Below are 20,782 nucleotides of genomic sequence, written 5' to 3' on the forward strand. Positions count from 1 at the left end.
GCTGACGCCACCGAACACGTTTGGCAGCTTTCATGCTGTTTCATCACGTTGTTGTTCGCCATGTTCAGCTGGGTCTTGGGACCGCGTTGAAGTTGAACTGACACTGCCCTTCGCCCGCTCGAAGCACTCTTACAACCTACTAACCATCAAAATTTGTTCGCTACGGGGAGTCTATTCATGGAAACGCTAATCCAAGGAATCACGGAAAACTGGACCGTCTGGTTCGTCACCGTTGTGTTGATCGTTGCCGCGGTGATCGACGGCAAGATCTTAAAGGTTCCAAACTGGCTGACCTTTCCTTTTATTGTTTGCGGCTGGATCAACTGCACTTTCGAAGGCGGCCTTAGCGGGCTCGGCTACAGCTTGCTGGCAACATTTGTCGGAATGATGTTGCTGCTAGTTCTTCGCAACGTCGGTGGGATGGGCGGTGGTGACGTGAAACTGCTGATGGGCGTCGGTGCCTGGTTGGGCACCGTGGTCACGCTCTATGCATTTGCGGCAACCGCAATCGTCGGTGGCATCATGGCCGTCTTGATGGTCTGGAAAAGCGGCGAGTGGACAAAGCATTACGCTCAAGGCATGCAAATTTTGGAAGAATGGAAAACAATTCGTAAGCCTTCAGAACTCTCGAAGATCGCCCGTGAGCGAAAGCCGACCATGTATCTTCTCCCATACGGAATTCCCATGGCAATCGGCTCAATTCTCTATTTTGCCTACGCCGGAATGTTGGTCTGAACGCAAGATCAGACATTGGCATTCGGATACCAAAGAAACGGCTCTTTCTGGGGGGCGCGGTTGGCCTTTCGGTGCCAGTGATGGCAAGGCTTGTCGATTACGGCAAGCCTGTCAGACAGGTGGCTTTGAACCGTTAAGCCAATCCTGACTCTGTAGTCTGCGTGGTTGTAGGCAACCGCTTCCGATGTCCGAACGAAAAGAGCGGGTCGGAAGCTCCCTGCTAGCGACGTCCTCCACACCCAATACGCCTTTTCCTGGTCCTGTACCAGCCCGAGCCATGCGAAACAAATCACTTTTCCTGTTACTTGCCGGCATCTGCGGCACCATCGCGGCCGTTGGGGTCGGGCAATGGATGCAGGCGCAAAACGGCGGCACTCAGATTCAGATGGTGGAAATCCTGGTGACAACCCAGGCCATCAATGCCGAAGAACAAATCACCGCCGATAAACTCAGCCTCGAACAATGGCCTGCCGATCGCGTTCCGATCGGCTCTTCGGCAGATTTAACGCAGTTCGAAGGGCGGTTTGCAAAGGTTCCGCTCTACGAAGGCGAGCCGATGCTTGACGTCAAATTGATGAACGAAGTAGAGGACAAAGTTGTACCTCAAGGGTATTCCGTCGTTTCACTTGAGGCCGGTCGTGACGGAACAGTCAACTTAGTCAGCCCCGGTGACCGAGTAGATATCCGTGGGTTCTTCACAAAGGGTGAATTCTTTCCCAGCGATACCGCACTGGATGTATTGACCGGTGTGAAAGTTTACGGGATTGACGGTATCACCAAGTTCGGTGAGGAGAACCCGCGACCACGAAATGCAAGGAATATTCAGCTGCTGATTCGGCGGGCCGATGTTGATGCGTTTGATTTCGCCAAAAAGCTAGGCGAGATCTCGTTGTCACTTGGAAGCCCATCGGCGGATGAGGGCACGCTTGCCGAAGGCGAGATGAGTGAGTCGGCAAAGATGTTCCTGCAGGATTTACAGGATCGCCGCGACGAACAAGAGCGACTTCGTAAGGAAGCAGAGCTACAAAATCAGAACCAGAACCAAGACACGACCGAACCGATTCGAGCAGAGTCTCATGGCAAAAAAGTCGTCCACCGCATGGTCAAAATGGAAGGCGGACGCCTTGTCGAGTACGAGTGGCTTGAAGGCGAAACACTGCCGCGGATCAGTGGTGAGTTGAACCCCACGAATAGTCCATCGGGTGATGGATCCTCAACGACTGACACGACCGACACGCAACCCGCCGGTGGAGATGATTTCCTTCGCGGTGCGGACAGCCCCTTTTTCGCCCCGGAAACGGGTGAACAAGGCGAGTAGTTTGTACTGGCTTGGCGTATTGCACACAATTCAAATAGTGCTCGCAGTCCTCGCACTGCGAGCTTAACCAGACTTTTTAACCCGACGTTACTCGCAACGAACTGAACCGAAACGGACGTCTTGGTGCTTTGGGACTTTCCCAAAATCAGTTCTGCAAGGATGCATCTGCGATGGAAATGTTCCGAACTGCGGTCCGCCCCGCCGCACTGAAACTGATCGCCCTCTTCTCGGTGGCCTGTCTCGCCTCCGGGGCCGGAGCCCAAGATGCCGATTCAACCACGTTGACATCGGCGATGACGGCTGGCGCGGTCAATCACACCATCACTCGACCGCTTGAGCAGATGCAGATGCTGGTGAAATCCAGCTCGATCCTGACTCTCGAGGCCAAGATTCCTCGCTTTCAAGTTCACAACGAGGAAGTTCTCGGCGCGACGCCGATCTCGCAAAATCAATTGCAGATCTTTGCGAAGACGCCGGGCACGACTGCGATCAATCTTTGGGACACCGACGAAAAGCAGTACACCGTCAACATCACTGTGGTTGCCGATGCCCGCGAAATCGAAGGCATCCTTTCTGCTCAACTCCCCCTGGCCACGCTCAAAGTGATGCCGATCAATGCTTCGGCGATCGTGTCCGGGTTCGTGACCAGTGTTGACGATGTCGATCGGGCAATCGCGATCGTCGAGCAGTACTATCCCACCGTCGTCAACAACATCCGCGTGATCGGTGTTCAGCAAGTGTTGCTGCACACACGAATCATGGAGGTGTCACGCACGAAACTTCGCGAGTTGGGCGTTGATATTTCGTGGACCGATCAGACGCGATCGATCAGCAGTTCGCCCTTCCCGATTGCTCAGGGCGACGCAACGAACGTATTTAGTGGAGAAGAGTTTCTTTTCTTGATCAATGCCCTGCGTCAGCAAGACTTGATCAAGTACCTTGCCGAACCAACGGTCGTGGCAACACACGGTCGTCCGGCACGTTTCACCGTCGGTGGTAAAGTTCCTTACACGGTTCCATCGGGTAACGGACAAGTCACCGTTGCGTATGAAGAATACGGCACCTCGGTTGACTTCTTGCCATTCGTCGTTGGACCCGGGCGTATCCGCTTGGAAGTCCGACCCGAAGTGAAAGAACCAGACGATACGCGGGCGATCATCGTTGGTGACACCAACGTGACCGCGTTTAGCCAACGTTACGTAGAAACCGCCGTCGAACTTCAAGCCGGTCAAACGTTTGCGATCGCGGGTTTGTTGCAAAGTCGCACCGAAGCGACCACCACAATGACGCCGTTCTTGGGTGAACTGCCCGGTATCGGCATGTTCTTTCGAAACGTAAGCGAGCAGCGAAACGATGTCGAGTTGCTGATGACGGTGACGCCCGAGTTGGTCGACGCGATGGATCCGCATCAAGTTCCTCGCGGCGGTCCCGGAATGAACAGCACTTCGCCTAACGATCATGACTTGTACTACAACGGTCATATCGAAGTTCCGAACTTGCTCGGTGGTGACGGATGTTCGATGAATACCGGTCCGGGACGTACCGCAGACGAAAGCTTGATTCACAGCAACGTCATGCAGCACGGAGCGATGATGCCACGAGGTAACCTTTCATCGCCTGAACTGATGGGGATGCCGACCGGAGCGACGATCACTGACAGCAACCTTCCCCAAGGTGCGGTGATCCCAGGTGAAAAGCCCACCGTGGTCGGTGAAGGTGTCATCATCAGCACCCCAGATGGCTATTGATCGCCACGAGCGACGATACGGTACCGACCTCAATTCCGGTCGGTACCGTCAAGCTGCCGGGATCAACTGACGATGAAAGTTGAGGGAGGCCGGCTTACGAAAGGAATAGAAATGATCCACCGGGTGAATCTGCAATGACAAACGTCCTTAGAATCGCATTGGTTGACCCCAATGATGATACACGTGAATCACTCAAAGGCATGCTGCTGAGCATGGACACAGTTTGGCTGGAAGCCGACTGTTCTCGCTACGAGTTTTTCCCGGATATCATCGAGCAGACCGCGCCAGACGTTGGTGTCATTTCTCTTGACAACGACAGCGAGAAGGCGATTCGACTGATTCAGCGTCTCGCCGCAGACGCTCCCGACACGGTTCTTCTTGCGGCCAGTGAAAGCACCGACGGACATCTGATTCTGCAAACGATTCGCGCCGGGGCACGCGAGTTTTTGACGTTGCCGATGTCACACGAAGACCTCGGTGCGGCGCTCGGTCGAGTCAGTCAGCAAAAGTTTGGCAGCAGCGAAGGCGGCGCCCGTGGCTGTGAAGTCATTGCGATCGCCGGCGCGACCGGCGGGGTGGGGACGACCAGTACGGCAGTCAACCTGGGCTGTATTTTTGCCGCCGATAATCGCAATAGCGTCGCATTGCTTGACCTGGATTTGGCCCTCGGTGACGCCGACGTGTTCTTGGATGCGATTCCCGATTATACGCTCGCCGATGTCGTCCAAAACGTTTCCCGCTTGGACATCCAGCTACTGAAGCAGTCGTTGACGAAACACTCCAGCGGACTGTATTTGCTGCCGCGTCCGGTCGAGTTGCACGACACCCAAGGAATCACTGACGAGAGTCTGCGAAAAGTGATTGGCCTGCTCAAAGCAACGTTCACGCACCTCGTCATCGATCTTTCGAAAACATACAGTGCTGTCGACATGGCCGCCATTGAAGCGGCTTCGAAAGTCCTTTTGGTGACCCAATTGGATCTTCCGTGCTTACGGAATGTTGTGCGATTGATGATGAGCTTCGAAGAGATCGACGGGTTGCAAGATAAGGTCGAAATCGTCGTCAACCGCGCCGGCCTCGAATCGGGACAAATCAGCCTGAAGAAAGCCAAAGAAACGCTCGGGCGCGAAATCTATACGTTGCTTCCCAATGACTATCGGACGATGGTCGAAGTACGAAATAACGGTGTGCCGCTGGTGAACCAAGCCCCCAAAGCCGCGATCACTCAAGCGATGAAGGACCTGGCCAGTAAATTGATGGGCGCCGAAGGCACGGCCGCACCGACCGAACCGGTCAAAGGATCGGAAAGCAAGTGGAAAATGTTCTGGCCGGGATCTGCGAAGTCCTAAGCATGACTGGCGTCGAACGATATTTGCTCCGGTCAAATGCATGAGCCGATATTTCCAGCCGCATGCACCGCTTTTCGACGGATGCCGCGACGCAGCAAGTTCGATGTTGGCGCTTCGTCGCAATGAGGTCTCTGGCTATGCTTGAATCGCCGATGGGAGTCCGATAGGGATCGCCAACGCCGCGGGGGAATTTTTTTGCCCGCGGCGATTTTCGTGGGCGGAAACCACTTCGGCTATAGTTTGGTGGAACTCCGATCACTCGTATCGCCGGGAAATCCAGCGTGAAGCGATTTCGGAGTGGCAAGAAATCTCTCTCCCCGCCCACCCCCGCTACCACCGCCCGCCCACCGATGCGACTGTCAATCTGTTTTTCGTCGTGCGCGCTCACGTTGTTGATGCTGCTCACCCCAGGCTTTGCGCAGATACCCGATAACTTCCGCGACGAAAATCTTGTTGCGTGGTGTATCGTCCCCTTTGATTCGAAAGAACGCTCGCCCAGTGAACGCGCCGAGATGGCGAGTCGACTTGGTCTAAAACGCGTCGCATACGATTGGCGGGCGAAGCATGTCCCGACCTTTGAAGACGAGATCCTGCAGTACCAAAAACATGGCATCGAGTACTTCGCCTTTTGGGGGGTCCATGACAAGGCGTTCGAGCTGTTTGAGAAGTACGACTTGCATCCTCAGATCTGGCACACTCTGCCATCACCACCTGCCGAAAATCAAGCGGCGAAAGTTAAAGCCGCCGCCGAGGCGATGCTGCCGATCGCCGACAAGGCAAAACAGATCGGTAGCCAGCTCGGACTCTACAATCATGGTGGATGGGGAGGCGAGCCAGAAAACATGGTTGCGGTTTGCCAATACCTGCGCGAGCATCATGACGCTGGTCACGTCGGGATTGTTTACAACCTTCATCACGGTCACAGCCATGTCGACAACTTCCCCGAGCGACTTGCCAAGATGCAGCCCTACCTGCTGTGTTTGAACCTCAATGGGATGATTCGCGATGGCGATCAAAAGGGAAAGAAAATTGTCCCCTTGGGCGAAGGCGAATTCGAGCTTCAATTGATGCGGCAAATCATCGATGCAGGCTATGAAGGCCCTATCGGAATCATCGGTCACACTCAAGATGATGTCGAACAGCGACTTAGCGACAACCTAGACGGACTTCATTGGTTGTTGCCGCAACTCGAAGGCAAGGCCGCCGGGCCACGGCCAAAATTGAGAACCTATGAACGCCCCTCGCCGGTTCCTAGTGAAGACGATCAATCACAGTTTGTCGTGCCGGAGTATTCCCCTCAAGTCGTTTCGCCACTGATCAAGCGAGCACAGCAGATCGGCGATCGACAACGCGGACTGATGGCATTCGCCAATCATAAAACGGCTTGCGTTTCTTGTCACCGTATCGGCGAACATGGCGGATCAGTCGGGCCCGACTTGTCACAGATCGGTCGTCAACGCAAGCCGACCGAATTGATCGAAGCTGTCTTATGGCCTAACCGCCAGATCGACGAAAAGTACACCGCCCACGCTTTTCTTGACAGTTCAGGGAAGACGCATCAAGGGTACATCGTTAACCAAAACGATGACACGGTCACGCTGGCCGACGTCAACGGCATCGCACCCAACGTGGAACTGGCGATTGAAGATATCGAAGCGAGTCGCAAAGTCGGCTCATTGATGCCGGAAAACTTGGCCGCAACCCTGACACGGGCTGAGTTGTTTGATCTCGTTTCGTTTTTGACTTCGTTAGGAACAGACAATGCATTGTCGGGCGATGTGATCGCATCGGTACTCGCCAACGCACAAAGTCACGCTCATGCTCCCGAATCGTTTCCGTATGATCGCGAACCGCTTCACCCGGAACTGCATCCCGATTGGACGAAGCCGGTCAATCGTGACCGGGTCTATGACTATTACTCGAAACAAGCCGATCACTTTCGCGGCCAATCTCCCCTGCCGCCTTTATTGACCGAGTACCCCGGGCTCGACGGCGGAACACTAGGGCATTGGGGGAATCAAAATGACACGGTTTGGGCTGATGGCCGCTGGAACGATACAGATCTCGGGTCTTTGATTGGTGGGATCTTTCGCAGCGGAAAACACACGATTCCGCGAGCGGTGTGCGTATCGCTGGGGGGATCCTCACAAACATCGGTGTGCTTCAATCCGGAGTCACTTCGCTTCGAATTTGCATGGCAGGGTGGATTTGTCACGTTCTCGGATCATCGGCATGGGTTCTTGTCGGGGATCTCGCCGAAGGGGAAAAGTATCGAGATTGCCGAACAGGCGGCTCCGACGAACGCAAGGTACGAAGGCTACTATCGCTACGGCGAACGCGTGTTGTTTTCTTATCGCTCCGGAGGCGAAGCGTATCTCGCCGAAGCGATACTCAACGACGACGACGAAATTACGATTCAAACGAATCTTCGAACAACGCATCCGTTGGCGGCAAAACTCAGCGATCCGAAACGGCAATGGCAAGAGACGTTTGAAACCGAAATCAATTTGGGACAAGCTCAACCTTATGCGGTCGACTCGATTGGCTTGCCATTTGACAATCCCTATGGCGCGTTGTTCTTTTGCGGAGGGCATGGGTTCCAGGAGGATGGCACGGCACTCGTCTGTACGATGCAGGGTGACGTCTGGAGGGTCAGCGACTTCGCATACCCTTCAACGAAGGCGACGTGGAGTCGGTTTGCCTCGGGCTTGCACCATCCTCAAGGGATGGTCGTCGATAAAGACGGGGTCTTTGTTCTTGGTAGAGATCAAATCACTCGCTTGCATGATCTCAATGACGACGGCGAAGCTGACTTTTACGAGTGTTTTAGTAATGTGTATGAAACGTCGGCGGCGGGCCATGATTTCATCTGCGGTCTTCAACGTGACTCGCAAGGACGGTTCTATACCGCTTCGGGTAACCAAGGGGTTGTACGAATCTCAGCGGATGGACAACAGGCAGAGGTCATCGGGACTGGGTTTCGAAATCCAGATGGCCTGGGGGTAATGCCCGACGGAATGGTCACGGTTCCCTGTTCGGAAGGTACCTGGACTCCGTCATCGATGATCTGTGCGTTTCGGCCAGGCGAACCATTTTGGGAACGCAATCGTACCGCTAAAGATTCTCCGGCAGCGGTTCCGCACTTCGGTTATCGCGGTCCAATCAATGGACAAGCACCATCGTTGCCGCTGGTTTATCTACCGCGAGGAATCGATAACTCGAGTGGCGGACAGACCTCCGTACCTGGCGACCGTTGGGGACCGTTAAAGGGACAGATGTTACACGTCTCCTTTGGTACGGGGACCTACTACTTAGTGCTTCGTGACCAAGTCGATGGACAATGGCAAGGGGCCGCCGTGCCGCTTCCGGGCGAGTTCCGTTCGGGGGCTCATCGGGCCAAGTTTAATCCCCATGATGGTCAGCTTTATGTCACCGGAACCCAAGGATGGGGATCTTACACGCCCGACGACGGTTGCTTTGCCAGAGTCCGATACACAGGAGAATCAGTCCAACTGCCTATCGGGTTTCGTGCGCACGAAAACGGGATCGCGATACGATTCGCGCAACCGCTCGATGAGACCGTGGTCGGTGAGCCGACGCAGCACTTCGCCCAAGCTTGGAACTATCGCTATAGCGCGGCGTATGGATCTCCGGAGTTCTCCACACGGCACCTCGGCATTCGGGGCCATGACACAATGGTGATTCGGTCGGCGAGCGTTCTAGACGACGGGCAAACACTGTTTCTAGAAATCCCCGACATCCAACCTGTGAACCAACTTCATTTGCGTTTGCAGGCAGCTCAGGGGGAATTCCATGACTTATTCGCAACCGTTCACGCCCTCGATCGGCCACGTCAGGATATCCCCGGTTACGCTCATGTCACCAAGCAGATTCACCCGCATCCGATGATACTTGACATGGCGATGGCAACACGCAGTCTTCCGAATCCCTATCGGAAAAAGATCAGTGGTTTTCGCGAGATCACGATCGAAACGGCGACCAACTTGTCTTATCAAACGCGATCTTTTCGTGTTCGTCCGGGCGAAGCGATCGCACTGACGCTGATGAACCCTGATGTCGTGCCGCACAATTGGGCGCTCGTCAAGCCAGACGCTCTCGAAACGGTTGGTAGGCTTGCCGACAAGCTGATATCAGATCCTGAAGCGGCGCTGCGCCACTACGTTCCTGATAGCCCGGATGTGCTGGCTTACACCGATGTCGTCCTGCCGCAAGATCGAATGAAGATCTATTTTCGCGTTCCGCAAAAGCGAGGGCATTATCCGTATCTGTGCACTTTTCCCGGCCACTGGAAAGTGATGAACGGCGTGATGATCGTCGAGTAGTCTTGCTGTACCGATTGGCGGGCTTACGAGGGGCGAGCCGGATCGAATGAAGGGCCACTGAGGCGACAATTTGTGGACGAAGGGGAGATTGCCGTTTAGCCTGAACTGACCGGTAAATGGGGGAACTTTGCCGCCCAACGACCGTCTCATTGCTGACGCTTTCGCAATCGGTACCTGATGAGCCAGAAAAGAAAATCTACCGCCCGTCGCCGCACCCGCCGTGGGATGCTGCTCGAATCCCTCCAATCGCGTCTCGCGATGGACGCTAGCTTGTCGGGTTACGTCTTCATCGACAGTGATGGGAATGGAACTCACGGCAGCCAGGAACACGGGCTCCCCGGTGTCGAGATGTCGCTTACAGGAACCACGACAGCCGGTGAATCGATCCAGCAATCCGTTCTGACGGCCAGCAACGGCGCCTACCAGTTCGATCAATTGGCCCCGGGGACGTATCGTGTTACCCAGCGCCAGCCCGAAGCGACCATTGACGGTCAAGACGCGTCAGGGCATTCCGGGGCAGTGGTCGACAACGATGACGTTTCAAACTTGGTCATCGATGGTGATGACGAAGTCACCGGAATCAACTTTGGTGAACGCGGTTTGAAACCGGGTTACGTCAACTTGGCGTGGTTCTTGGCTTCGACGCCTTCGCAATCCGAAATGTTGCGTGAAAGCGTCGCCCGCGGTGAGCAAAGCATCGGAAACACCGACTTAGCCGACGCGATTCGCGACGGTAGCAGCGATCCGCCGCCGACGACCCCGGATCCCGATCCCACCGACCCCAACCCCGATGAAAATGATGCGCCGGTTGCGGTCGCGGATACTTATACGGTGGTCGAAAATCAAACGCTGACCGTCAGTGCCGCAAACGGTGTCTTGAATAACGACACCGATGCCGAAGACGATCCGTTGACGGCAACGCTGGTCACCAATCCGTCCGACGGAACGTTAACCTTCGCGACGGATGGATCGTTTACCTACGTTCCCGACGCGGATTTCGTCGGCACGGATTCATTTGTGTATCGGGCGAGTGATTCGGAAGAACAATCGACCAGTGTCACCGTGACAATCACCGTGACCGCCGATCCCACCAGTGCAAACGAGTTCACCGTCGACGAAAACGCTGCCGTAGGAACGTTTGTCGGTTCGGTGCAGGCTTCGAGTGCGCTCGGTAGTAATGTCGTTTACGAATTCCCGGACGCATCAATCGCATCGGCATTGCGACTTCAGCCCGATGACCACTTCAGCGGCGAAGGTGACGCGCCGGTAGTCATCATCGAATACAGCGATCTCTCTTGCTCCCATTGTGCCGAAGCACACGAAGTGACGAAGCAATTGCTTTCGAATTTTTCGAGTGAGTTGCTCATCGTCCATCGACATCTTGTCTTGGAAAATAACGGTGAGTTTATTTTCCCCAATAGCATGGCAGCGGCGAAGGCCGCCGAAGCGGCAGGCCGACAGGGCAAGTACAACGCGATGGTCGACTTGCTATTCAGTAACCAAGACGATTGGAAAGCGGCATCAGACCCGACGTCGATCTTTAATGCGTATGCCCAGCAACTGCAGATCGATTTGACGCAATTTGCGAGCGATCAACAAGACCAGGCCATCGAGGATCGGATCAATCGAGACCGAACGACGGCCCAGCAACTTGGGCTCAGTTCGACGCCGTCGTTCTTCTTCAACGGTGAAGCGATAGCCAATCCCGAAACTCTGGCCGGTTTCACCTCTGTTGTTCAGTCAAAGCTGAGTGAAGTCGATCAAACGTTCGCCCTCAATCGTCTTAATGGTGATCTGACCGTTGCCCAGACCAACGATCTTGATTTCGAAACGACGCCGAAGTTCGAGTTCATCGTCAGGGCGACTGGGGACACCACGGAATCGATCGATGTGACGGTCAATTTGTTCGACGCCAACGAACTCGCACCAGTCGCACAAGACGATTCCTATGTCGCAAATGCCGGACAAGAATTGGTGGTCAGTGCCGCCGAAGGTCTCTTGGCAAACGATACCGATGCCGATAGCACAACGCTTTATGCGAATCTGACGACCAACCCTAGCAATGGAACGGTCACTCTGAATGAGGACGGTTCATTCACCTACTCGCCAGACGCCGGATTTACCGGGACCGATACCTTCACCTATCGCGCCGATGACGGAAACTTCGCGGCAGACGAAACCACAGTTTCAATCGAAGTCCGCCAGGGACCGGTCGCGAATGCCGACAGTTACTCTACCGGTGAAGAATCTGCGTTGGTAGTTAATGTCGCCGAAGGTGTGCTTGCCAACGACAGCGATCCAGATTCTGATCCACTCACCGCGCAGCTTGTTAGCGGTCCATCGAATGGCTCGTTGACTCTCAATTCCGACGGTTCGTTCACCTATACTCCGGACACAAATTTTAGCGGCCAAGATTCGTTCAGCTACCAAGCGAACGACGGAACCAGCCTATCGAACTCCGCGACAGTGACGGTGACGGTTGAAGACCAAAACGCCTTCACCGTGGCCGAAAACTCTGCGGCCGGAACACTTGTCGGGACCCTTACCCCAGAAACAAATCTGGGAGACAACGTTCTCTTCGAGGTCGACAATCCAAACTTGCCAGGTGAATTGCGATTGGTCGCAGATGATCATTTGACCGGGGACGCCGCCGCGCCGGTCGTTTTGATTGAGTACATGGACCTCTCTTGCCCACACTGTGCGGACATCCATGCGGTGATTAAGCAACTTCAAAGCGAGTTTGGTGACGAGCTTCTGGTCGTGCGGCGTCACTTGTTGCTGTTCAATTCTGGCACCAATAGTTTTATCTTTCCGAATAGCCAAGCAGCTGCCAGGGTGGCCGAAGCGGCGGCACGCCAAGGCAAATTCGACGAAATGGTCGATCTGCTTTTCACCAACCAAGATGCGTGGCGTTCACTCGCAGACCCCACGTCTGTCTTCAATGGTTACGCCCAACAGTTGAGTCTCGATATGACTCAGTTTGCGAATGATCAAGTCGACGCCCAGCTAGAAGCTCGTATCGAACGCGATCGAATTTCGGCATCAAACTTGGGTTTGACTTCGACACCTTCATTCTTCCTGAATGGATCGACGCTCTCGAATCCAGAAACGATCGAAGCATTTCGGCCGGTCATTCAAGCAGAGCTTAATGCGGTCGACGAAGTGTTTACGCTGGACCGTTTGACCGGCGAAATCTTTGTCGCCGATTCGACCGAGTTAGACTTCGAAACGACGCCCGTGTTTAACTTAGATATCACTGCTCGCGGGACTTCAACCGAAGCGATTGATGTCGTCATTGAATTGCTCGACGTCGCTGAATAGTCGAATTAGAACATCTTAGGATTGTCACAATCCAGATGACTCTGCGAATCACACGAACCCAGTGCTCCGTCGATAGACCAAGCGTTCGGGTTCGACCCATCTGCTGACGGGCGATAACTCCGGTCATTGCTCCGAAACCGTTGCCAACGCCAATCGGCTAATCCTGAATTCGGATGCTGACGAAGCTTTAGAACAGTTGAATGCTGCCTTCTTCGGCGGCAGCCAGATCACTGTTGCGAGTCCACTGAAGAGTTGAATCTACCTGCGGTTTGTAGATCGCCCAAACAACACCGGCACGCGTGTTAATTTCAAGAGTGGCTGAGCCCGTCCCACATGCGACGCATTTCTTTTGGACCCCTTCTGCAGAAATAGGGATACCGAGTTCTGCGTTGACGCCGTACTCGAGCAAGTGGTTCTTAAATCGGCCGAACAGTTGGTTGGCCAACTCACCGATCCAGTCGATCGCATCGTCGGCACCGCCCTCGCAAAGCTGTCGTGCGGTCTCCATCGTCGAAACCAAGCAAATGAAGTAGCGGACGTTTTCTCCCGCTAATTCGATTGTCGATGAAACAATGTCTTCTTCGTACTGACACTCTTGTTGAACGCTCCGGCTTTCATCACAAAGCAAATTCACGTCGACATCACCGGTCGAATAGAATTCAAAGAGCTTCCTCAATGATTCAGTTAGACCTTCTTGGCAAACGTCGATTGCAAGTTGACTCATTTCGCCTCACCTCATTGGTGACACTGGATTTGGTAATTGGGCTCACGAAGAACTTATCTGGAGACTAGCTCGCGCCACCTCGTGAGCCCATTGCGCTAGCAGTCGGGCGTGCCGTCTAGCGATACCGGCTCGGAGCGATCGCATTTGGCATACGGTGGTCAGGTAAGTTCATTGATCGTGAGCATGGATTGCCGCCGTTGACTGAGTACTGCCAAGGGGGCATTCCACTCGCTTGGGTTCGATTTAACGATCGGGTCAAATACTGCTCTTCGCTACTTGTCACCAGAAGATACCCCTACACAAGTGGGGCGCATGTGACATTGAATTGATTGTCTAAAAACCTTCAATCAATGAGTACCTGCCCGCGTCGCCGATCCCGCACCGCGGTGGTTTACTGACACGCCGGTGACCGGCAATCGGCATCGATGACCGCTGGGCGACACGATGAGAGTGAACGCAGTCACTTAAGAAGGTGTGATCGAGGACGAACGATGGCGATCGTGATTTATGTCAACTCAATTGTCTCCGCGGTGATTCGCAGAACGCGTTCGCATAGCGGATGACTTTGTTGCCGAGAGTCCATTGCGACGGTTTCTGACAACTGTTGATGAATCTCAGGGATTAAATCTGTCGGCCAAGCAATTAAGAAATCACGGTTGGGGACCGCGGCGAATGCCTCGCCGTCGACCGTTCCGGTTAATTCCCGAATGATTTGTGTTCGGATCTCTGGAATTAGAATCCTGGCCGCGTCATAGCCATCGCCTGTTTGGATAGCAACGAGTCGAACGTCTCCCGGCATGATCGCAAGCGGCAACTGGGGTTGCGAAATGACGATGTTTCGCTTCCCCAATTCGATCGCATCAAGCGCCGTTTGATTCCAACGATCCAGATCCGCTTGGCGGACATAGGCATAACCACCGTCGTTGTCGATGACCAGACTGGAGTGGACGTCGTCGGCAAATGGGAACGTGACGGCGCTGGACAAATTGGTCAGTTTGGCACTGACTAATTGAACGCGCAACCTTGACTGAGCATCGTCCCAGTTTTCCGGAATGGCCTCCACGCTGCTTTGCAGCATTTGCAAGATCTGAGCAAACTTGTCGCGAATCGCCGTGTCAAAATTGTCGTCGTTGAAGATACCCTGCTGATACTGAGCGCACAAATTCGACATCCCAAACGAGACTTCGCCATCGGTCAGGGTCCCGATTTCGTCACCGTGCCGAAAGCCCTGATCGGGGAATTCACGTTGTAAAACTTTCAAGACGCGGTCGGTAAACTGTTCAATCATCAAGATACCGACAGCTTCGTTTCAACGGAGAAGGATCACACAGCGATTTATATTCAGCCTACAATCGATTTTCTGATTCCGCAATGATCGCCTTCCGACCGTGGTACGGAGATTCTCACCGATGCAACGTCAACGTCCCTCCGGCAACACGCTTTGCCAACGTATCGCGGCACTTCTGCTGCTGTTGGTAGTGAATCCCCAATTGAGTAGCGTCGCACAGGAAATTCCCGAACCGATCATCGGCACCGTCGATCGTCAGCCCTTTGAAGCTGGCGTCAAACGATTCGTTCAGGCATTGGAAATCGCCGGCAGTCCACTCCCTGCGGCCGATCAACAAACGCTTCGGCAGCTTTGGCAAGAGAACGATCAAACCAAAGTCGTTCGCGAGATCCAGACCGTCCTCGATCGGCACTGCTTGGCGATCGTTTCGATCAACCCGGAAAGCCGTGTCAAAGTTGCGATCGGTCCGGCAAAACCGATGCTTGATCAAAACGGCTGGACGAATCATCTGGTCAAAGTTGTCAACGAGGCGGGCGTCACTGCCCCTCTGGTTTGCACCAGCCCACAAGCCGCACCGATGGTCCGGCGAAGCTCATCGTCTCCAGACCCTGAACTGTCGATCACACCTGCCGATGCCCAACGTCGTTGGCTGGACATCGCGATGTACGACTCGCAGCCACTGCATCGCAACTTAAGTGGCCTCGGAATCGAATATCGCATCGTTCAGCTTTACAGCCGCGACGCGGGAAAACGTGAAGCCACCCTCGCCATGGATGTTGGCCAAGGGACTCAGGACCTGGGATTTCGCAACGAGATTTCTTTGCTATTTGATTGTCGCCCGTCTGTTCCCGTCAACTTGGTAATTCGCGATCATGACGGCACGCCAACAACATGTAGCCTTCTGGTAAAAGATCAACGCGGCAGGATTTATCCGAATCCTTCGCGGCGTCTTGCTCCGGATTTTTTCTTTCACAATCAAGTGTATCGTGCGTCCGGAGAATCGCTGAACTTGGCACCCGGTACCTATCAGATCACTGCCTACCGCGGTCCCGAGTATCACACCGCACACGCCAGCTTGCGAGTGAACGAGGGCCAGCCGGCGAGGCTGGAATTTGATCTTCAACGCTGGATTCATATGGCACGCTATGGCTGGTTCTCCGGTGACCACCACGTCCATGCCGCCGGATGCGCCCACTATGAGAATCCAAGCCAGGGGGTGAAGCCCGAAGATATGTTGCGACACCTCGTAGGTGAGGACCTGAACGTCGGTTGTGTGTTGAGCTGGGGACCGTGTTGGTACTTTCAAAAACAATTCTTTGAAGGTGATGTGAGCAGCCTTTCCAAACCCGGCTACCTCATGCGATACGATGTCGAAGTCAGTGGCTTTCCCTCTTCGCATGCCGGGCATCTCTGTCTGCTTCAACTGAGCGAAGACGATTACCCAGGGACCGATCGCATTGACCAATGGCCTTCATGGACGCTTCCGGTGTTACGTTGGGGAAAAGAGCAAGACGGCGTCGTTGGGTACAGCCACAGCGGTTGGGGCTTGGCGTTGCCAGACTATTTGCCGGGAGGTGGTCGCGGCAACCTTCCCAGGCAATGGGGTGGCAATCAAGGTCCGGGACGTGCGGCTGATCGTCTTCCCGATTATGCAATGCCACCCTTCGACGGCATCGGTGCGAACGAATACATCGTGACTGCGGCTCATGACGTTTGCGATTTTATCAGTGCGGTCGACACACCGGCGATCTGGGAATTGAATATCTGGTACCACGTCTTGAACTGTGGTTTTCGAACGCGCATTAGTGGCGAGACCGACTTTCCATGCATCTACGGAGAACGCGTCGGTCTGGGGCGTAGCTACGTTCAAGTCCCATCGATCAACGATGCCGCCGAACTCGATTACGTCAGTTGGGTCCAAGGCCTCAAAGCAGGACGCAGCTACGTCGGCGACGGGATGTGTCACTTGCTCAATTTTTCAATCGGGGAATTTCCTTTGGGAGGCACCGCCGATGAAAAAGGGCGACCGAGTGAATACCGTGTTGATCGCTCAGGAAAACAGACCGTGCGCTGCGAAGTCGCCGCGATGTTGCCGGCCGAACAAGATGATGCCGGACGGGCGATCGCACAGCGTCGGCTTGACGAAAAGCCTTACTGGCACCTCGAGCGTGCACGCGAAGGTCGCAGCCGAAAAGTCCCGGTCGAATTGATTGCTGGCGGGCAGGTCGTCGGTCGGAAAATGATTGAGGCTGACGGTAAACCGGTGAGCCTTGAGTTCGAGCTTGACGTGCAATCATCGACCTGGGTCGCCGTTCGCGTTTTGCCATCGATGCACAGCAATCCAATCTTCGTCACCGTTGATGATCAGCCGATCCGTGTTAGCCGCCGAAGCGCACAGTGGTGCCGTGATGCCGTCGACGTCTGCTGGGCTCAAAAACGCGGGAACATCCGCCCCGAAGAATTAGACGAAGCCAAGCAAGCGTATGACGAAGCCAAAGCGATTTACATCAAGCGAGCCGAAGAAGCGATCGGTGAGTAGTCTCTGTCGCGTAGCGGATGCCGCCGAGGCATTCAGAAGGTCACCGTATCCATCGCTTTCAGGATCGATAGACCTCTAAGTTCGAGCCGCTCGCTTGTCACGCCTAAACCAGCGGCGACGCGGTCGGTGGTCGGCACCTTGCTCGACCGCCGCAAGTTTTCGTTGCAGGTGCTCAATCACTTCCAGGCGTTTTGATGCTTCATGCTGTGCCGATAACAGCAACGGCAGAACTCCGTTTGTGACTGGTCGCCTTGGTTCGTCATGTGTTTCCTGAAACAGTTGGACCAAGTCGCGGCCAAACCGTTGCATCCGTTCGATCGACTCCGCTTTTGCATCGCATTCACGCTCGATATCGATCCCCGGTTTTGATGCCTTCATCGCTTGCCGAACCATCTTGGCAAGCAACTCAGGATCATGGGGTGGAAAGAGTTGTTCGGGAGAGTCAGCTTGTTCTCGATGAACGGGAATGTCGGATAGCAACACTTGCTTTCCGAGCGTTCTTGCTTCTTCCACCGAAGTGCTCCAGCCTTCAAATAGGGATGGCTGCACAATCAGATTTGCATTGCGATAAAGCTGCCACTGTTGCTCACGCGGCACCATCCCAAGGATTCGAATTCGATCGTCCAGTTGATGCTCACGGATGAATCGCTCGAGTCCTGGGAAATGATCGGGATTACGACCGTCGATGGTCGCGCCAGAACAAACCAACAACGGAGTCCGGCCTTGCTGTTCGGTCCTCTGTTGGTTGATCAGATGCCATGCTTCGAAGACGACACGATGATTCTTGTGCTGCCAGAACTGGTATGGCAGGTAAACATAGGGCTCGTCAATTTGCAACTGCCGCATCACATCGGTCGGATCAGCGTCGGTCGCCGACGCCGGCGGCAGGGTTCGGAATCGTAGGACATACGTACGATCTTCGGCTTCAGGGAAAAACTGCTGCATGTCGGCCTGAACCGACGCGCTACTGCAAACGATGCGATTACAGGATGCCGACAGAAACGAAAACAGCTCGTCGCGGTGGCGCAGTTCCGCGTCTGAGAAAAACTCCGGGTAGTGCTTGTGTTGCAGATCGGTGATCCAACCGACGCACTTTCCTTTGAAGGGAACGACCGGTGGAGTAATTGCGGGAAAGAGCACGTCACAGTGTTCGTTAGCGACACGCGACATGAGTTCATTGCGGCGGTCGAGATCTTGCAGCAAATCGTCTTCGATCAGATGGACCCGGAACCAGGGACGATCGTCAAAGCCGGCGTCGTCAACGAGCTTTTCGTGTAAAGATGAGGGGACGAAGGCAACCACTTCCGGGGCCTCATCGTCGGGCAAACTAGCTAGACCTTCCAGGCAATTGCGAACGTAGTGAAGGCCGGCAACCCAGCCAGCCCATTGGCGAATGCTATCCTGCAGCAGCCAAAATGCGATCCGCATCCGTGCTCTCCGTTATTGTTCGAATCCATCGAGCGTAGATCGCTAGCCCGTCTTCTAACTGTGTCATTTGATCCAACACATAGTCGCCTTCGGTCGGGACGTCCACCGACCAGTGTTTCGGGTCTCCGGAAGACTGCTCACCGGAAAAACGAAGCGTATGGCGATCACTGAACTGCTTCAAGAACAACTGTGCGATCGTTTTAATTTGTACCGAAGTTCCCGAGGCGACATTCAAATAACGCGGCTGCCTCACAATGTCATCGTTTGGCGTATTGATGAGCTTGCCGATTAGTCTTGCGATGTCGTGGGAAAAAATAAAGTCCCGGGTTTCAGTCCCATCGCCGAATAACATCACTTCGCGGCTGCGTTTGGCCTTTTGGAAAATGTCCCAAAGGACTTGCTTCCTTAGGCCGGGACCGAACGAACTAAAGATCCTTAAGTTGACCGTGTGAATCCCATGTCGTTCCGCATAGTGATCCGTGATCAATTCACACTGACGCTTGTGTTTTCCGTACGGCGATACTGGCCGGGCCGGTGTCCGCAATGTGATCGGCAACCGTTCTGGCTGACCGTACACTGCGGCGCTCGAAAGGTTGACCAAATGGGTTCCGGGGGAATGCTTGGCAACCGCCTCGTACAACGCTTCGGTCACCGTCACGTTGTTATGGAAGTCACGTTTCGGATCTTCAATCGAAGCGCGGACACTGGCCGAACCGGCGCAGTGGATCACCCATGCCGGACGTTCCTTGGAAAGTATCATTCCCAGGCGCGCATCGGGCATGCGAAAGTGATAGCGTCGATCGACAACATGATCGGCGGGTGAATCGTTCGATCCGCTCAAGTAGATCAGTCGATCACAACTCGGCCGCAAGACCCGTCCGATCGTCGAACCAAGAAAGCCAGACGCACCCGTGACCAAAATGGTTTTCGGTGCCATTCATTTAGCCTTGCTTTCGAACTGCGACGGCGACGCCATAACCCAGTTCGCGGTACTTGGCCGAACTGAAGTCGGGGTTGTTTCCGACGACGCGATCCCAGACTTGCTCTAGGTAGCGATGCTGTGGATGGGTGATGTCATCGAGCACGATGACGCCACCGACCGCCAGTCGAGGCAGTACCGTTTCCAAGTCTGCTTGGGCACCGTCTTCGGAGTGGTCGCCATCAACGTTGATCAAGTCGAATTGATAGCCCGGATGATCGGCAAAGAATTGCGGAACGGTTTCGTGCGAATTACCCGAGATCAATTGCAGCGAACCGCGGTGTCCAAGGTTAGAAAGTTCTTCGGAGACAAAGTCGGCGCCGGGATTCGGCATTCCCGCATAGTTCTCCATCCAGAGGTCGAACCCCGTGATCGCACACTCGGGGGCAACCGAAGAGACCACGGCCAGACTTCGTCCGCGTCGGACACCGATTTCCAGGTACCGTCGCGGTCGCAGTAGTTTTGCCGACGCATGCAAGAATGTTAGCAAGTCCGCGTAGTGCCAATCACGACCAAAGTTGGCTCGACCGGTGTCGTAGTAGCCTTTCAGAAACTGCAAGTAATCGTCGTCTGTCAGTCGATCCATCATCTGGCGAATTTCGCCGAGCGTTTGATCGCTGGTTGCCATCCGAACGATTGTCTGTGCGCTGATTTGAACCGGTTCGAGCCATTGGGTCCCGGCGGTCGTATAAACCGTTCGGCAAGCGGCACCGCCGGCGGCTTGGTCACATCGCAGGATTTCGTTTTCGGTCTGCAGCATCGTATGGAATCCGTTCCAGGGTATTCGCTTGTGGTCAAACATCGCTCGACGGCTCAAAAATCCTCTCTCGGATCAGTCTAAGCAGTTGAACACGAAAGATTCGGCTTAAGTCATTTCACTCTCCCATTGGGAGAGTCGGGCCTTCAGGCCCGGAGAGGGCACCCTCCCCGGCCGTTTGCTCGTCCGACCCTCCCGCAAGCGGGAAGGTGTTATCCAGATGTTTAAACCCAAAGACTCGTGTTTGCCTGCT

General features: G+C 54.6%; 12 protein-coding genes. 7 read left to right on the plus strand and 5 right to left on the minus strand.

Going from position 1 to position 20,782, the window contains the following annotated elements; translation table 11 throughout:
• Positions 1-177: 177 nt before the first annotated feature.
• The 6 genes from FYC48_RS06140 to FYC48_RS06165 all read left to right on the plus strand — a co-directional run bounded on the left by FYC48_RS06140 (position 178) and on the right by FYC48_RS06165 (position 12,814).
• Complete coding sequence (locus tag FYC48_RS06140; RefSeq protein ID WP_149495698.1) at positions 178-735, plus strand: A24 family peptidase; 558 nt, start codon at positions 178-180, stop codon at positions 733-735.
• A gap of 277 nt (positions 736-1,012) precedes the next feature.
• The gene (gene cpaB, locus FYC48_RS06145) at positions 1,013-2,053 is read left to right on the plus strand and encodes a Flp pilus assembly protein CpaB (protein WP_160149352.1); all 1,041 of its coding nucleotides are present in this window, start codon (positions 1,013-1,015) and stop codon (positions 2,051-2,053) included.
• Between the two features lie 176 nt (positions 2,054-2,229).
• Positions 2,230-3,801, plus strand: a complete 1,572-nt coding sequence (locus FYC48_RS06150) for a type II and III secretion system protein family protein (RefSeq protein WP_200836553.1) — start codon at positions 2,230-2,232, stop codon at positions 3,799-3,801.
• Between the two features lie 134 nt (positions 3,802-3,935).
• A complete protein-coding gene (locus FYC48_RS06155; RefSeq protein WP_149495701.1) occupies positions 3,936-5,150 on the plus strand; it encodes an AAA family ATPase in 1,215 nt (404 codons plus the stop codon).
• A 350-nt stretch (positions 5,151-5,500) separates the two neighbouring features.
• Entirely contained in the window at positions 5,501-9,493 is a 3,993-nt protein-coding gene (locus FYC48_RS06160) for a DUF6797 domain-containing protein (protein ID WP_160149353.1), read from the plus strand.
• A gap of 177 nt (positions 9,494-9,670) precedes the next feature.
• A complete protein-coding gene (locus FYC48_RS06165; RefSeq protein ID WP_149495703.1) occupies positions 9,671-12,814 on the plus strand; it encodes an Ig-like domain-containing protein in 3,144 nt (1,047 codons plus the stop codon).
• Positions 12,815-13,001: 187 nt separating this feature from the next.
• Here FYC48_RS06165 and FYC48_RS06170 read toward each other — a convergent pair whose 3' ends face one another.
• Positions 13,002-13,538 carry a chemotaxis protein CheX gene (locus FYC48_RS06170; RefSeq protein ID WP_149495704.1) on the minus strand — a complete coding sequence of 179 codons (537 nt, stop codon included), beginning with the start codon at positions 13,536-13,538 and terminating at the stop codon, positions 13,002-13,004.
• Positions 13,539-14,043: 505 nt separating this feature from the next.
• Positions 14,044-14,826, minus strand: a complete 783-nt coding sequence (locus tag FYC48_RS06175; RefSeq protein ID WP_149495705.1) for a hypothetical protein — start codon at positions 14,824-14,826, stop codon at positions 14,044-14,046.
• Positions 14,827-14,947: 121 nt separating this feature from the next.
• Here FYC48_RS06175 and FYC48_RS06180 point away from each other — a divergent pair, with 121 nt between their 5' ends.
• Positions 14,948-17,365 carry a CehA/McbA family metallohydrolase gene (locus FYC48_RS06180; protein WP_200836540.1) on the plus strand — a complete coding sequence of 806 codons (2,418 nt, stop codon included), beginning with the start codon at positions 14,948-14,950 and terminating at the stop codon, positions 17,363-17,365.
• A gap of 75 nt (positions 17,366-17,440) precedes the next feature.
• Here FYC48_RS06180 and FYC48_RS06185 read toward each other — a convergent pair whose 3' ends face one another.
• Genes FYC48_RS06185 through FYC48_RS06195 form a run of 3 tightly spaced genes read right to left on the minus strand, consistent with a single transcriptional unit; the run spans position 17,441 to position 20,532 of the window.
• Positions 17,441-18,793 (minus strand): glycosyltransferase family 4 protein, encoded by a 1,353-nt coding sequence (locus FYC48_RS06185; RefSeq protein ID WP_149495706.1) that lies wholly within the window; start codon positions 18,791-18,793, stop codon positions 17,441-17,443.
• The gene (locus FYC48_RS06190; RefSeq protein WP_149495707.1) at positions 18,762-19,730 is read right to left on the minus strand and encodes an NAD-dependent epimerase/dehydratase family protein; all 969 of its coding nucleotides are present in this window, start codon (positions 19,728-19,730) and stop codon (positions 18,762-18,764) included. The genes FYC48_RS06185 and FYC48_RS06190 overlap by 32 nt, the downstream gene beginning before the upstream one ends.
• A gap of 4 nt (positions 19,731-19,734) precedes the next feature.
• Positions 19,735-20,532 (minus strand): class I SAM-dependent methyltransferase, encoded by a 798-nt coding sequence (locus tag FYC48_RS06195; RefSeq protein ID WP_160149354.1) that lies wholly within the window; start codon positions 20,530-20,532, stop codon positions 19,735-19,737.
• Between the last annotated feature and the right edge of the window lie 250 nt (positions 20,533-20,782).

The organism is Roseiconus lacunae, from assembly GCF_008312935.1.
GTDB classification, from domain to species: Bacteria; Planctomycetota; Planctomycetia; order Pirellulales; family Pirellulaceae; genus Stieleria; species Stieleria lacunae.